The 15,050-nt window shown below is 45.7% G+C and carries 12 protein-coding genes; 7 read left to right on the forward strand and 5 right to left on the reverse strand.

Annotation, left to right across the window (positions count from 1 at the left end; translation table 11 throughout):
• Positions 1-170: 170 nt before the first annotated feature.
• The 4 genes from ZX61_RS20805 to phoU are packed head-to-tail and all read left to right on the forward strand — an operon-like array spanning position 171 to position 5,595.
• On the forward strand, positions 171-2,354 hold the full coding sequence (locus tag ZX61_RS20805) for an ABC transporter permease subunit (protein WP_049846501.1): 2,184 nt from the start codon (positions 171-173) through the stop codon (positions 2,352-2,354).
• Positions 2,355-2,379: 25 nt separating this feature from the next.
• On the forward strand, positions 2,380-4,026 hold the full coding sequence (gene pstA / locus ZX61_RS20810; RefSeq protein WP_049846502.1) for a phosphate ABC transporter permease PstA: 1,647 nt from the start codon (positions 2,380-2,382) through the stop codon (positions 4,024-4,026).
• A 2-nt stretch (positions 4,027-4,028) separates the two neighbouring features.
• Positions 4,029-4,847, forward strand: coding sequence for a phosphate ABC transporter ATP-binding protein PstB (gene pstB, locus ZX61_RS20815; protein ID WP_049846503.1), 819 nt, complete (start codon positions 4,029-4,031; stop codon positions 4,845-4,847).
• A 49-nt stretch (positions 4,848-4,896) separates the two neighbouring features.
• On the forward strand, positions 4,897-5,595 hold the full coding sequence (gene phoU / locus ZX61_RS20820; protein WP_049846504.1) for a phosphate signaling complex protein PhoU: 699 nt from the start codon (positions 4,897-4,899) through the stop codon (positions 5,593-5,595).
• A 15-nt stretch (positions 5,596-5,610) separates the two neighbouring features.
• On the opposite strand, the gene ppk2 is transcribed toward phoU, so the two are convergent.
• The 4 genes from ppk2 to ZX61_RS20840 form a co-directional block, all read right to left on the reverse strand.
• Positions 5,611-6,393 carry a polyphosphate kinase 2 gene (gene ppk2, locus ZX61_RS20825; RefSeq protein WP_049846505.1) on the reverse strand — a complete coding sequence of 261 codons (783 nt, stop codon included), beginning with the start codon at positions 6,391-6,393 and terminating at the stop codon, positions 5,611-5,613.
• Between the two features lie 54 nt (positions 6,394-6,447).
• On the reverse strand, positions 6,448-7,200 hold the full coding sequence (locus tag ZX61_RS20830) for a copper homeostasis protein CutC (RefSeq protein ID WP_049846506.1): 753 nt from the start codon (positions 7,198-7,200) through the stop codon (positions 6,448-6,450).
• Positions 7,201-7,370: 170 nt separating this feature from the next.
• Positions 7,371-7,673: a YebG family protein gene (locus ZX61_RS20835; protein WP_049846507.1), complete on the reverse strand. Its 303-nt coding sequence runs from the start codon at positions 7,671-7,673 to the stop codon at positions 7,371-7,373.
• A gap of 129 nt (positions 7,674-7,802) precedes the next feature.
• Positions 7,803-8,489, reverse strand: coding sequence for a TetR/AcrR family transcriptional regulator (locus ZX61_RS20840; RefSeq protein WP_235431369.1), 687 nt, complete (start codon positions 8,487-8,489; stop codon positions 7,803-7,805).
• Between the two features lie 96 nt (positions 8,490-8,585).
• Between ZX61_RS20840 and ZX61_RS20845 the strand changes: the two genes are divergently transcribed.
• A complete protein-coding gene (locus tag ZX61_RS20845; RefSeq protein ID WP_049846508.1) occupies positions 8,586-9,818 on the forward strand; it encodes an efflux RND transporter periplasmic adaptor subunit in 1,233 nt (410 codons plus the stop codon).
• A gap of 4 nt (positions 9,819-9,822) precedes the next feature.
• Positions 9,823-13,005: an efflux RND transporter permease subunit gene (locus ZX61_RS20850; protein ID WP_049846509.1), complete on the forward strand. Its 3,183-nt coding sequence runs from the start codon at positions 9,823-9,825 to the stop codon at positions 13,003-13,005.
• A gap of 53 nt (positions 13,006-13,058) precedes the next feature.
• On the opposite strand, the gene ZX61_RS20855 is transcribed toward ZX61_RS20850, so the two are convergent.
• On the reverse strand, positions 13,059-13,946 hold the full coding sequence (locus ZX61_RS20855) for a LysR substrate-binding domain-containing protein (protein WP_049846510.1): 888 nt from the start codon (positions 13,944-13,946) through the stop codon (positions 13,059-13,061).
• 104 nt (positions 13,947-14,050) lie between these two features.
• On the opposite strand from ZX61_RS20855, the gene ZX61_RS20860 reads away from it, so the two are divergent.
• Positions 14,051-15,019, forward strand: coding sequence for a TDT family transporter (locus ZX61_RS20860; protein ID WP_049846511.1), 969 nt, complete (start codon positions 14,051-14,053; stop codon positions 15,017-15,019).
• Positions 15,020-15,050: the final 31 nt, after the last annotated feature.

A 15,050-nucleotide genomic window follows, 5' to 3' on the forward strand; every position in this document is an offset into this window, starting at 1 on the left:
AAGTCAAATATTGAGAAAACACTCAGATGGATAGCAACTTAAGGTGTTAGTATGACAGTTTTATTGCATTTTTTTATTGCATTGTTTTCAGTTGTTTATTGCGATCTGTAATATAATTGTCACCTAATAGAAATATTATACCCTCGGACGAAAATAGGTAAGAGCAACAGATGGGCAAAGCAGACTTCTCATTGCGAGAGCGTGATCAAAAGCGACTAATTAAAGATCGATTAGTGCGTCTTGCTGTATCCGCTGGTGGTGTGGGAGTTTTAGCCGCTCTGGTTTTGATTTTTGTTTATCTTGCCATGATGGTACTGCCACTGTTCAGTGATGCTAAAATTACTCCAAATGTACGCTCGATGCCGATTTCAAGTTCGCAGCCTGTGGCTTTGGGTATAGATGATACAGGAGAAGGCGCTTTTGTTATTTCTTCCCAAGGTAATATCGATTTTTGGTCGCTAACGAATCCAACTAGCAAGCCCGTGTTATCGCAGAAAGTTAGTCACCCTAATGATTTGTTTGCGCAGTCGTTAGCCGTATATGGGTTATATGGCTTTGCTACGCGAACGGGCGAGGTGAACATCGTTAAGCCAAATCTCAGTTTGGAAATTGAGCAAGGTGCGCGTAAGTTTTCGCCGAGTATCAGTGAATTGACAATACAACTTGATCTTCATCGTGATGGAAAAACGCTGAATAAATTCGCTTTTTCAACCCAAGATAATTTAACCTTGGTCGGGTGGTATGATGACCACTCGGTGCAAGTACGTTGGCAAGCTGAAGGAAAGATACACCGATACACGTTTTCTGAGCCATTGCCAGATTTAGAACAGTTAATTCTCACGCCTGATGGAAATACCCTCTACCTACGTTCGGGATCTGAGCTTATTGTTGCGCTAAAGCAGGGGGATAAGTTTCAAGTTCGAGAGCTAGTGGATCTTAGCCAAGACCGCCCTGAACATGCCGTGACCGATATTGATCTGCTTCCTGGCGCCTATTCGCTGTTGGTTACCCACCAAGACGGTCTTGTTTCTCAATGGTTTGATGTGCTGACGGACGGAGAACGATACTTAACACATATCCGTCAGTTTAAGCTTGCGTCGGAGCTTCAGTTCCTGTTGCCAGATACCTACCGTAAAGGTTTCTACAGCTTTTATATTAATGGTACAGTTCAAAGTCATTACACCACCAGTGAAAAGTTGGTGATGTTTGAGCGTGCCTACACCAAAGCCCCTTTGCTAGCGGCGATGTCGAATAACGAATCGTATTTATTGGCTATCGATAGCAATGCATTAAATCTCGCAGTGATTGACAACCCGTTCCCAGAAGTTTCTCTTTCCTCTCTTTGGCAGAAAGTCTGGTATGAAGGTTATCCAGAACCTGAGTTTGTGTGGCAGACGACTTCAGCTAGTGATGAGTTTGAGGCCAAATTCAGCTTGGTACCAATTGCATTCGGAACATTGAAAGCGGCCGCGTTCGCAATGCTGTTCGCTATTCCTATCGCGGTTTTAGGGGCTATTTATACCGCCTATTTTATGGCGCCAAAAATGCGCAGAGTAGTCAAACCTTCTATTGAACTGATGGAAGCGCTACCTACGGTTATCATAGGTTTCCTCGCTGGATTATGGTTTGCCCCGATAGTTGAAAGCCATCTAGCGGCAGTTGTGGCGTTGATGTTGTTCTTACCTTTATCGACCATCCTTGTAGGATTCTTGTGGCACAACGTATCCAAACAGTGGTCAGGGCAGTTTTCTAATGGTTGGCATGCCGCGATTTTGATGCCAATAGTGGTTGTAATCTGTGCAGTCATTTTGTCGCAGAGTGGCAACATTGAAACGATATTCTTTAATGGTGATGTCAGAGTCTTCCTTGCTGAGCATTGCATCGACTTTGATCAGCGCAATGCGCTAGTGGTTGGCTTTGCGATGGGATTTGCGGTTATCCCTACGATCTTTACTATTGCAGAAGATGCTATTTTCTCGGTACCTAAGCATTTGTCAGATGGTTCACTTGCCTTGGGGGCCACGCCATGGCAAACGCTGATTCATGTTGTTCTATTGACGGCAAGTCCAGGAATCTTTTCGGCAATTATGATGGGTCTAGGGCGCGCCGTTGGCGAAACTATGATTGTGCTTATGGCTACAGGAAATACCCCCATTATGGATTGGAATATCCTAGAAGGAATGCGTACCTTGTCTGCAACGATTGCGGTTGAGATGCCAGAGTCTGCGGTGGGGAGCTCTCACTATCGGATCTTATTCCTAGCGGCTTTATTGCTGTTAGTCTTTACCTTTGCGGTCAACTCTTTAGCTGAATGGGTGCGCGAACGTCTACGTGACAAGTATCGCTCGCTGTAAATCGAATTATTAGGAAACCTTCTACGTGTTTAAGTGGTTAAAATCAGGCTCTCCTTGGATATGGTTAACAGGTGGTGCAGTTAGCATTAGTCTGTTGTCTGTGTTAGGGCTGTTGCTGCTTATCGGTTGGAAAGGACTTTCCTATTTTTGGCCTGCGCCACTCTATCAATGGCAGACAAAGCAAGGTGACGTTTTAGTCGGCCAAGTATACTCACAAGAGTATGTGCCAATAAGCCATTTACGAGAAATGGATGTTGATTTACCTGCAGATGTCGTTGAAAAAGGCTTAGTAAAAAGAATTAGCATTAAAATTGCTAATCGCGACCTTTATTCATCAGACTTTATATCGTTAATTGAAATTGACTTAGATGAACCGACTAAACCAGAAAACTGGGCGGTGATCGAGCGAGCGCGTAGCGGTGACTTCTATGGCCAACCAGTGGGCTATTTACACGCAGATGGACAAGTAAGTCGCAATATTGCCCAAGACTATACTGCGGGAATTGCGTTTGCTGAAACTCTGCGTGATGAAATTGAAAACCTCATTGAACGAGATGTTCGAGTTATCAATGCTCAGGCAGAAAGGTTACGCTTAGAAAAGAGAAAGCGCAGTCTGAATGGCACACTAGATGATGAGTTTCTATCTCTGTATCAAAGTCAAAATACCAAATACACCCAGCTACTAGACGCAACCGAATCTCAGCTCGATAGTCTGCGCAGCCAATTAGCCAATCAAGGCTTAATTGTTGAAGATATGACAGGCCAACGAGTCACTATTCCATTGAATGATATTCTTGATTTGTGGTACCCGAACCAAATGAATCTAGCAGAGAAAATTGCCAGGTGGGGTAAGCAGGCGTGGAAGTTCTTATCAGAAAATCCGCGCGAGTCTAACTCTGAGGGCGGTGTGTTCCCTGCGATGTTCGGTACAGTGCTACTGGTGCTGATCATGTCGGTCATAGTGATGCCACTGGGTGTGATTGCAGCTATCTATCTGCACGAGTACGCTAAGAACAATGCGTTCACCCGCTTAATTCGAGTGGCAGTGATCAATCTCGCAGGTGTACCTTCAATTGTCTATGGTGTATTTGGGTTGGGGTTCTTTGTTTACACGCTAGGCGGCTCAATCGACTCACTATTCTATGCCGAGAAACTGCCAACCCCGACCTTTGGTACACCCGGACTGTTATGGTCAGCATTAACGCTTGCAGTGCTAACGCTTCCTGTGGTGATAGTGGCTACGGAAGAAGGCTTAACTCGAATTCCGAGTTCAGTTCGTCACGGTTCTTTGGCGTTAGGCGCGACTCAATTTGAGACAATGTGGCGAATTGTCTTGCCAATGGCGAGTCCGGCGATTATTACTGGGTTGATTCTTGCGGTCGCTCGCGCAGCGGGTGAGGTTGCTCCGTTGATGTTAGTCGGTGCGGTGAAATTGGCGTCGAGCTTGCCTGTCGATAGCCAATTTCCGTTCTTACATTTAGAGCGTAAGTTCATGCATTTAGGCTTTCATATCTATGATGTTGGTTTTCAGACCACTAACATTGAAACAGCAAGACCTTTGGTTTACGCCACGTCATTTTTACTCGTGACAGTGATTGTAGGCTTGAACTTAACCGCGATCAGTATTCGTAATAACTTGCGTGAGAAGTACCGAACTCTAGGACAAGATTAACCATGTTTTCAGTCAATCAAACACTCGGCTATCAAGCCCCCTTGGATGTGAATAATCTGAGCGATGAGCAAACGGCGATTGCTATCGAAGGGTTAAACTTGTACTACCAAAGCAGCCAAGCGTTGCACGATGTTTCGATGAGAATTCCAAAAGGGCAGGTCACCGCTTTTATCGGTCCGTCTGGCTGTGGAAAGTCGACACTGCTTCGTTGTATCAACCGCATGAACGATCTTGTTGATGGTTGTCGTGTCGAAGGCAAGGTCAAACTACACGGAAAAAACGTTTACCACCCGAAAGTCGATGTCGCTACGCTTCGCCGCCGAGTGGGTATGGTGTTCCAGCGCCCGAATCCGTTTCCCAAGTCTATCTACGAAAATGTGGTGTATGGCTTGCGTCTGCAAGGGATCAAAAATAGCCGCGCTCTTGATGATGCTGTCGAGCGCTCTTTGCGTGCTTCGGCGCTATGGGATGAAGTCAAAGATCGCTTACATGAAAATGCATTTGGATTGTCAGGTGGTCAACAGCAGCGTTTGGTTATCGCGCGTGCAATTGCGATTGAACCTGAGGTACTGTTGCTTGATGAGCCGACTTCAGCACTTGATCCTATTTCCACTTTAACCATTGAAGAGCTGATCAACGACCTGAAAACCAAATATACTGTAGTTATCGTTACCCATAACATGCAGCAGGCGGCGCGAGTGAGCGACCACACTGCCTTCATCCATATGGGCAAGTTGATCGAGTACTCAGATACGGATTCCATTTTCACGTCGCCATTGAAAAAGCAGACTGAAGATTATATTACGGGTCGATACGGCTAATTCGTCGTATTAGAATTTTTACTTATCCATTGGGAGATTAACGTTAACTATGAATTTTGGACGCCACATATCAGGTCAGTTTAATGTCGAGCTAGAGTCGATCCGAACCCATGTATTAACTATGGGTGGTTTGGTCGAGCAGCAGTTGTCGTTTGCGATGCAGGCGTTGCACAAAGAAGACATCGAACTGGCGAGAAAAGTGGTGCGCGATGATCATAAAGTTAACGCGATGGAAGTCTCAATCGATGAAGCCTGTACTCGTATCATTGCCAAGCGTCAGCCGACGGCAAAAGATTTACGACTGATTATGGCGATCATCAAGACGATTACGGATTTAGAACGTATTGGCGATGTTGCGACCAAGATTGCATACGTCGCGATTGAGAGCCCTTCATCGCAAGAGCGCCAGTTTCATGTTTCTCTTGAGCCACTATGTCGCCAAGCGATTGCTATGCTGCACCAAGTACTTGATGCTTTTGCGCGTATGGATGTCGATGCGGCAGCCGAAGTGTACAAGCTTGACGATAAGATTGATGCTGAATACGAAGCAGTGATTCGTCAGTTGATGACCTATATGATGGAAGATCCAAAAAATATTCCCAATATCCTTCAGGTCATGTGGTCTGCTCGCGCGATAGAGCGAGTCGGGGATCGCTGTCAGAACATCTGCGAATACATCATCTATTTTGTCAAAGGCAAAGATGTTCGCCACTTGGGCGAACAAAGTATCGATGACGCGCTGCGTTAATACTCTCTATCGTAATTAGTATTTTTGTGGAACAAACGTTTGTTCTTCAAGTGGAGCTCGAATATAGCCTTCTTTATTGAGATCAGGTAGCTCAATTTCTGGGTAGGTGAGGTCTTGGTATTCTATCTGTTCGAGTAGGTGGCTAATACAGTTTAAACGCGCGCGCTTCTTATCATCAGAAGGTACCACCCACCAAGGACATTGTTTGGTGTCTGTATAAGCGAACATTTTATCTTTGGCTTCAGAGTATTCAGCCCAGCGGTTGCGCGATTCCAAATCCATTGGGCTGAATTTCCAGCGCTTGATGGGGGTTTTGATACGTTCTAAGAAGCGCTTTTCCTGTTCTTCATCGGAAACCGAAAACCAGTATTTGAGCAAAATGGTGCCAGAACGCTGCAACATACGCTCGAACTCGGGGCAAGAACGTAGAAATTCATCATATTGTTCTTCGTTGCAAAAACCCATGACCTTTTCAACCCCAGCTCGGTTATACCAGCTACGGTCAAACAGTACGATCTCACCAGCAGCGGGAAGATGAGCAACGTAGCGCTGGAAGTACCATTGGGTCTTTTCTTTTTCCGTTGGAGCGGGTAGGGCGGCAACTCGACAAACCCTAGGGTTAAGCTTCTCAGTGATGCGTTTAATGACGCCACCCTTGCCAGCAGCGTCCCGACCTTCAAAGATAACAACAACTTTTAACCCTTCTTGCTTAACCCACTCCTGTAGCTTAACCAGTTCAATTTGCAGGCGTCGAAGTTCGTTCTCGTAGATTTTCTTATCAAGCTTGTTCTTGCCCATAATGCACTCCTTTGTTATCAAAAGGTTAGCACTAGTAAGCGTTTGATGAGAGTTTTATCGCTGAGAACTGAGAGTTTCTACGACCTTTTTAATCGCTGTTCTGTCTGTGACTGGAATGGTGAAATCATCGACATTTTGATTACCCATTTTGGCCGCATCTCGGATGCTAGTCATGACACTTGAGCGGGTACTCTTGCCCGAGAGATGAACTTCCCTGACGCCAGTTTGCTGAACGATGTTTTGAACATTGTCGGCTGTTAGTCCAGCACCTGCCATGATTGAGATTCTACCGTCAGCCAGCTCAACCATCTGTTTTAATACAGGTGCGCCTTGCTCAACATTGGCAGCCAAACCTGAGGTTAGAATGCGTTCGCAACCGAGTGAGATAACTTGTTCGAGGGCTTGTCGCCAGTCACTGCTTTGATCGATGGCTCGATGAAAAGTGACGCCTAAGTTAAACAACTTCGCGCGCTGAGTAAGCTGTTCGGCTAGTGGCATATCGATATGTCCATCGGCACTCAGCACTCCCAGCACTACGCCTTCTAATCCAGCCTCTGCTGCCGCTTCGATGTCGAGTAACATGGCCTCAATATCATCTTGGTCGTACAAGAAGTCTCCTTGCCTTGGACGAATCATGGCGAAGATAGGGATAGGGGAGATTTGCGCCGCTTTTTTCATCATGCCAAAGCTGGGTGTTAATCCACCAAGCGCTAAAGAGGAGCATAGCTCAATGCGTGTTGCGCCGCCGCTAATCGCATTATGCAGTGATTCAAGATTATCGATGCAAACTTCAACGTGGTACTTCATTGGTAAAGCTCTCTGAAGATAAAGTTGGCGCTATTTTAACAGTAGGCGCGGAAGATATTAGGGTAAAGGTTGAGGATTTGATTTCCTCAAAACGGCGGAAGTAGATGTGTTGGGTTGAAACAAAAAACCTCAGCATGAGCTGAGGTTTAAGATCTTGAGCAGGAGCTAGGTTAAGCGGCGTCGTCTTGTGCTTGTTCAGCGTCTTCGACTGCTTCAACCTTTTTAGGCTTCTTAGGTGCAGGTTTGCGTTTTGCACCCAGTGCGTAGAGCACTTCTTCTTTGTTTTGTGCTAGGAACATAGCCAAGTCTTCTTTCTTGCCTTCGTCTTCTAGCAGTTCACTTTTACCTAGTAGCTCATAAAGCTCATCAGCCATATCAAGCATTTTGTCATATGCGTCAGCTTCCGCTTTAGAGGTAAAAGTCATTTTCTCTTCTCCGTTGCGTTCTACCACGTACTTGACGATTACAGCCATGGTTGGTCCTCTAACTCAAATTATCAAAAATATTCACTGTCTGTTTATACAGCTTATTGGTGAAAAAGTCTAGGTAGCACAGGCGATCATGAGGTTGAGAACGGTAAAAACTTGGTAACGCGCTGTTCACTATGAAGAAGACAATGGAGTGCAGGACTGGAAAAGATGCTCAGTCGCTATCTTGGCAACGCTTTCTAGCATTTCTGGTGGAGGATTATCTATCGAGTGAATCTGCAGTCCATCGAGCATGGTAACTGCATAATGCGTCATTACTTGAATATCGGCACCTTGCACGAGCTGACCATCATTCTCGGCTCTTTCAAAACGATGTTGGATGAGCTGAATAAACTCTGCGCGCATCTTTAGAGCAGATGTTTTAACCACATGAGAATCATCACTGCAAGCCAGAGAACTTTGGATCATCAAGCACCCTTTGTTCTTCTCGTTGCTGCATTTTGCTTCAGCAGTGCGAGAAAAAATTGTCTCAATGACATCGCGAATTTGAGGCTGTTCTAATGCAGTGAAGAAAGGCGCTCCTTCACGATGTTTATACATTTCTACAGCTTGAAAATAGAGTTGCTCTTTATTGCCAAAAGTTGCGTACATACTTGGCTTGTTGATGCCCATTGCTTTGGTGAGATCTTTGAGCGACGCACCGTCGTAACCTTGTGTCCAAAAGACATCCAAGGCTTTCTCAAGAGCGACTTCTTTATCAAAGCTTTTTGGGCGACCACAGGTTAAACGGACCATAATTTCATTCAATAACTTCTCATATATGACACTCAAATGGTAAATCGCAGGGCGTGTGTTGTCCATATCGAAAATGCATTCATTTGGTAAATTTAACTTGATCAATATCAAAACTTAGGATTATTATACCGATCGGTACAAAAATAATGTAAGGATAGCGAGATGGTAGGTAAACACCTTAAAACCCCCCTTCTACTTATCTCAATTGCAGCACCTTTGGTGTTGTCGGGATGTCAGGATTCACATGCAGAAGTGACTCAGTCCGCACCACCAGCTCCTGGTGTTGAAGTGGCAGAGGTGCTAGTTGAAACCATCACTGAGCTTGATGAATATACAGGTCGTTTAGAGTCACCTCAGACAGTATCGGTGATACCGCGAGTGTCGGGCTACGTTGAGCAAGTGCATTTTGAAGAAGGCACTATGGTTGAAGAAGGCGATGTTCTATTCTCAATTGATGATCGAGCATTTGTGGCAGAAGTGGCGCGACTAGAGGCGGAGCTAAGCAGTGCCAAAGCAAGTTACAACCAATCAATCAAAGATCACCAGCGAGCTCTAAAGCTCAACAAAAATAACGCTATTTCACAAGAAACGGTGGATGCTCGTTTTACCGCTAAGCAGCGCAGCGCAGCAAGTGTCGCGGCGATTAAAGCTTCATTGTCTCAAGCCAAGTTAGATCTTGCCTTTACTCAAGTCACGGCGCCGATTACTGGCAAGGTTTCGAGAGCTGATATCACTAAAGGTAACTATGTGTCTGCGGGTAATACTCAGCTCACCACGCTAGTATCGACTGCTCATATGTACGCTTACTTTGATGTCGATGAAGTGACGTTTCTGAAATACCAGAAATTGAACAAGCTTAAAGCGGGTGAAGGTTACGCGAAACAGTTGGTGCAGCTTGGCTTGGCCAATGATGCAGCTTACCCACGAGTAGGGCACATCGACTTCGTTGATAATGCAATCAATCAAGCTACAGGGACGATTCGAGTTCGCGCGGTATTTGACAACAAAGATCAGTCTTTGTGGCCAGGTATGTTTGCTAAATTGCGCATTACGGGCTCAAGCAGCTACGAAGGTATGTTGATAGACAATCGTGCGGTGGGTACTGACCTCAACAACAAATATGTGTTGGTTCTTGATGACAACAATATCGTGCAATATCGCGCGGTTTCTCTGGGTGAAAAACTCAATGGCTTGCGTATTGTGGCAGACGGGTTATTGCCAGGCGATAAAGTGGTGGTGAATGGCCTGCAACGTGTACGTGCCAACATGCCGGTTACACCGAGTGAAGTCTCAATGGCGAATGAATTAACGTTATCAATGCTGCGTGACCAACAAGATCTGATTGACCAACAGCGCCAATCTCTTACCACAGCGGCATTAAATGAGAAAGGATAACGGGATGTTTTCTCAGTATTTTATTCGTAGACCGATCTTTGCTTCGGTCTTATCGATACTCATTTTTATCGCAGGTGCGCTATCAGTGTGGCAGTTGCCTATTACTGAGTATCCTGAAGTTGTACCTCCTACGGTCGTTGTTACGGCAACATACCCAGGCGCAAACCCTAAAGTCATAGCCGACACGGTTGCATCTCCTCTTGAAGAGGAAATTAACGGTGTCGAAGATATGTTGTACATGTCTTCGCAAGCAACCTCAGACGGGATGATGACCCTAACGGTGACCTTTGAAATTGGTACCGATGCCGACAAAGCACAAAGCTTGGTGCAAAGTCGCGTTGACCGCGCTTTGCCAAGGTTGCCAGAAGAGGTTCAGCGTTTAGGTGTTGTTACCGAGAAGTCGTCTCCTGACTTGACCATGGTGGTTCACCTATACTCTCCAGATGAACGCTACGATTTGCTCTACTTGGCAAACTATGCAGCGCTTAACGTACGTGATGAAATTACCCGTATTGAAGGTGTTGGCGCGGTGCGTGTATTTGGCGGCGGCGAGTACAGCATGCGTATCTGGCTTGACCCTAATAAGGTCGCTGCACTTGGCTTAAACCCTACTGAAATCATTGCAGCGGTACGTGAGCAAAACCAACAAGCTGCGGCAGGTAGCCTAGGTGCGCAGCCAAGCGGCAATTCTGACTTCCAATTGCTGATTAATGTGAAAGGTCGTCTTACTGATGTTGAAGAGTTTGAAAACATCATCATCAAAGTCGGTGAAAACGGTCAGATCAACCGCTTGAAAGATGTAGCTCGCATTGAGTTAGGTGCTGAAACCTATTCACTACGTTCACTATTGGATAACCAAGATGCAGTAGCGATTGGTGTTTTCCAAGCTTCAGGTTCGAATGCGATTCAAATCTCTGAAGATGTGCGCAGCAAGATGGCCGAGCTTGAACAGAGCTTCCCACAAGGTGTGGCATACGACATCGTTTATGACCCGACAGTCTTTGTTCGTGGCTCAATTGAAGCGGTTGTCCAAACGCTACTTGAGGCAGTATTGTTGGTCGTTTTGGTTGTGGTGCTATTCCTACAAACGTGGCGCGCGTCAATCATCCCGCTGGTGGCCGTTCCGGTTTCTTTGGTCGGTACGTTTGCTTTCATGCACTTGATGGGCTTTTCACTCAATGCGCTATCGCTGTTTGGTTTGGTACTGGCGATAGGTATTGTTGTCGATGATGCCATAGTGGTGGTGGAGAATGTTGAACGAAACATAGCGGAAGGCTTGGCACCGATTCCTGCAACGGAAAAAGCGATGCGTGAAGTGACAGGGCCTATCGTCGCGACGACTTTAGTGCTTGCTGCGGTATTTATCCCAACCGCCTTTATGTCTGGCTTAACCGGACAGTTCTATAAGCAGTTTGCGCTGACGATTACCATCTCGACCTTTATATCTGCGATTAACTCTTTGACCTTGAGTCCGGCTTTATCGGCACTGTTACTAAAAGGTCATGATCAGCCTAAAGATTGGCTGACGCGTGTGATGGATTCACTGTTTGGACGTCTGATTTTTGCTCCGTTTAATAAGCTGTTTAATAAAGGTGCTAATGCCTACGGTTACGTGGTGAAGAAAACCATCCGTCTCGGTGCCTTGATTGGTGTTATCTATGCTGGATTACTTGGCCTAACGGCTTATCAGTTTGATCAAACGCCAACAGGTTATGTGCCAGGGCAAGATAAGCAGTACTTAGTCGCTTTTGCTCAGTTACCTGATGCGGCGTCTCTTGAGCGTACCGATGCTGTGATTCGTGAAATGTCTGAGATTGCACTTGCCCAACCAGGTGTTGAACACTCGGTGGCTTTCCCGGGATTAAGTATCAATGGATTTACCAATAGCCCGAACAGCGGCATTGTCTTCACGCCATTGTCTGATTTTGAAGACCGACAAGATCCTAGCTTGAGTGCGGGTGCGATCGCGATGCAACTTAACCAGAAGTTTGCTGCGATTCCCGATGCCTTTATTGCCATCTTCCCGCCGCCACCGGTTCAAGGTCTGGGCACGATTGGTGGCTTTAGGTTACAAATCCAAGATAGGGGTAATCACGGCTATGAGGCTTTGTATCAGGTCACTCAACAAGTGATCATGAAGGCTTGGGCTGATCCTGCGTTGACAGGCGTATTCTCAAGCTATCAGGTCAATGTGCCACAATTAGAGCTAGACGTAGATCGCACTAAAGCGCTGAAACAAAATGTCTCGTTAGATGATGTCTTTGCGACACTGCAATCTTACATGGGCTCAACTTACGTCAACGACATCAACCGATTTGGCCGTACTTATCAGGTGAATGTTCAGGCTGATGAAGCGTTTCGTCAAAACCCTGAGCAGATTCGCCAACTTAAGGTAAGAAATGCCGATGGAGAAATGATCCCACTTGGCTCATTTGTGAATGTTGATAACATCGCAGGACCTGATCGCGTCATGCATTACAACGCCTACAAAACCGCAGAAATCAACGGTAGCCCAATGCCGGGGGTTAGCTCTGGTGAAGCGCAGGCAGCGATTGAAAAGATTCTTGCAGAGACGTTGCCAATCGGTATGACCTACGAATGGACGGAGCTCACTTATCAGCAAAAACTTGCCGGTAATACAGCAACCTTAATCTATCCATTGGTGATTTTACTGGTGTTCTTAGTACTGGCAGCACAGTACGAGAGTGTGCGTTTACCTATGGCGATTATTCTGATTATTCCAATGACGCTGTTGTCAGCGATCAGTGGTGTGATCTTGTGGGGAAGTGACAACAATATCTTTACCCAAATAGGTTTGATTGTATTGGTTGGTTTGGCGACCAAGAATGCAATTTTAATTGTTGAGTTTGCCAAGGAATTGCAGGACAGAGGTCGTACAGTCATGGACGCAATCTTAGAGGCATCTCGCCTACGTTTGCGCCCGATTCTGATGACATCTATCGCCTTTATTATGGGCGTGGTTCCTATGGTGTTCTCAACTGGCGCAGGTGCCGAAATGAGACAAGCGATGGGCATTGCCGTCTTTTCCGGCATGATTGGTGTCACTGTGTTTGGACTCCTGCTCACTCCGCTGTTCTACTACGTACTGGCAAAACGTGGCCAACAGAAGAAACAAGCAGATGAACACAATATTGCACTTGAACCTGCAAATGAATCCACTGTCTGATCCCGCTCATTAGGATTCTTAGGGCAACTCTGGTTATTGGAGTTGCCCTTTTTTTAATCCCATTGATGGCAATATTCGATAAAGGATTTGAGCAATGGGCTCTGATACTTTTCTTTATGCACCAGCAACCAGTAGCGCCTTTTCATATCCAAAGAGAGTTTAAGTTCTACAACTCTACCAGCGGTTAACGCCGGCTGAGCCGCGAGTTTTGATAAGCAACCTAATCCAAGCCCAGCAGAGACACTGTTAATCAAAGCTTCTGTTGTGTTGAGCTGGAATGACTCATGCCACTGTTCAATACGCGGAGCAATAGCGCGAAGGAAAAACTCTCTCGAACCTGAACCTGGCTCGCGTAAAATCCACTCACTCTCTTCCAAATCACCAACACTAAACCTTTGTCTATTTGCCAATGGCGAATGAGGGCAGCAGATCACGCACATCTCGTCTTGGCTGAATTGGGTGGATATAAGCTCGGGGTGCAGTGTTTTACCTTCAATAAGTGCAAGATCAAGCTCATAGTCGACTAACTTCTGACAAATCAAAGCAGAGTTGGAGATAAACAAGCTTTGCGAGTGGTGATTGGTATGGCGGCGAAAGTCACTAATTAGATAGGGCGCAACTTGATTACCTATGGTGTCACTAGCCCCAATTCTTAGTTCACCAGTTAATGTTTGGTCATTATCAAATAACTGCTCGATATCTTGCGCCCGCTCAATGAGTTCGTCCGCTAAAGGCAGTAGTTTCTGCCCTTCTTGATTGAGGATAAGTCGATTATTGACTCTATCGAACAATGAATGACCGATTTGTTTTTCTAGCTCTGACAGCGCCATGCTGACTGCCGCCTTGGACAGAAACAAGGCTTCTGACGCTGCGGTTAACGTGTCATGTTGTGTAATTGAGATAAACACTCTGAGCTGTTTTAGAGATATATTCGCGGCCATAGCTTCGTTTAGATTGTCTGAACATATGTTCTAAATAATTAGATATTATCGAACACTTGGCAAGCGTAAACTAGCTCCATGGTAAGCAAACTAGGTAAATAAAGATGATTAAAGCAGCAAAAGCAAAAGTGATGGGTGCACCTACTCCTATGGCAGGCTTAGCGCTTGGTATTGCCAGTTTAGGATGGTGTTGGGAAAATGCTGCTCCATTCCATGGTTACGCTCAGTGGAGTGGTGCGGCAATCGCAAGTGTATTACTGGCTGTTCTAGCGGTAAAATTTCTCGTTCATAATCATCTATTGCGTGAAGACCTAGCTCACCCTGTCGTGGGTAGTGTTGTACCAACGTTTGCGATGGGCACTATGGTAGTTTCGAATTCTTTAGGGCACTTTTCCCCTTTAGTTGGAGACTTACTTTGGCTGTTTGCGGTTGGTCTTCACATTGTGTTTCTAGTCAGCTTTATCTACCACAGAGCGCAAGAGTTTGAATTGCACCATATGGTACCGAGTTGGTTTGTACCACCTGTAGGCATCATAGTGGCTGATGTTTCTTTCTCAGGTAACCCTGTTTTGAGCCATATTGCAGACGGCGCGCTATTGTTCGGAATGGTCGCTTATGCAGTGATGCTGCCAATGATGATCTATCGTTTTATGTTTACTCATGAGATTCCAGACGCAGCAAAACCAACCATGGCGATCATGGCAGCACCAGCCAGCCTGTCGTTAGCCGGGTATTTAACGGTAACGGCCGATCCTTCACCTGTGATCATAGGTCTATTATTTGGCATTGCGATTTTGATGACAGCAATTATCTACTTGGCTTTCTTTAAATTACTCAGACTGCCATTCAGCCCAGGTTACGCTGCATTTACCTTCCCAATGGTGATTGGTTCAACAGCGTTGTTTAAACTTGCCACATGGATGGAGACCATCGGTGTTGCAGTAAAATACGTCACTCAAGTGCACTACCTTGCCGTCTTAGAGCTCGTAGTAGCGACTCTAGTGGTCAGTTACGTTGCACTTCGTTACCTGCATTTCTATCAGCCTCACAACTTAACAGTGAGCAATGCGTAACCTTTTAGCCTAGATATTTTCTGATACGATA

The sequence above is a fragment of the Vibrio sp. VPAP30 genome (assembly GCF_001188205.1).
In the GTDB taxonomy this organism is placed as follows: domain Bacteria; phylum Pseudomonadota; class Gammaproteobacteria; order Enterobacterales; family Vibrionaceae; genus Vibrio; species Vibrio bivalvicida.

Excerpts from the sequence above, each read along its gene's own strand:
- ZX61_RS20805 (WP_049846501.1), top strand. The coding sequence starts at position 171 with ATGGGCAAAGCAGACTTCTCATTGCGAGAGCGTGATCAAAAGCGACTA.
- ZX61_RS20840 (WP_235431369.1), bottom strand. The coding sequence starts at position 8,489 with ATGGACAACACACGCCCTGCGATTTACCATTTGAGTGTCATATATGAG.
- ZX61_RS20830 (WP_049846506.1), bottom strand. The coding sequence starts at position 7,200 with ATGAAGTACCACGTTGAAGTTTGCATCGATAATCTTGAATCACTGCAT.
- ZX61_RS20860 (WP_049846511.1), top strand. The coding sequence starts at position 14,051 with ATGATTAAAGCAGCAAAAGCAAAAGTGATGGGTGCACCTACTCCTATG.
- ZX61_RS20855 (WP_049846510.1), bottom strand. The coding sequence starts at position 13,946 with ATGGCCGCGAATATATCTCTAAAACAGCTCAGAGTGTTTATCTCAATT.
- ZX61_RS20845 (WP_049846508.1), top strand. The coding sequence starts at position 8,586 with ATGGTAGGTAAACACCTTAAAACCCCCCTTCTACTTATCTCAATTGCA.
- pstB (WP_049846503.1), top strand. The coding sequence starts at position 4,029 with ATGTTTTCAGTCAATCAAACACTCGGCTATCAAGCCCCCTTGGATGTG.
- ZX61_RS20850 (WP_049846509.1), top strand. The coding sequence starts at position 9,823 with ATGTTTTCTCAGTATTTTATTCGTAGACCGATCTTTGCTTCGGTCTTA.
- ppk2 (WP_049846505.1), bottom strand. The coding sequence starts at position 6,393 with ATGGGCAAGAACAAGCTTGATAAGAAAATCTACGAGAACGAACTTCGA.
- ZX61_RS20835 (WP_049846507.1), bottom strand. The coding sequence starts at position 7,673 with ATGGCTGTAATCGTCAAGTACGTGGTAGAACGCAACGGAGAAGAGAAA.
- phoU (WP_049846504.1), top strand. The coding sequence starts at position 4,897 with ATGAATTTTGGACGCCACATATCAGGTCAGTTTAATGTCGAGCTAGAG.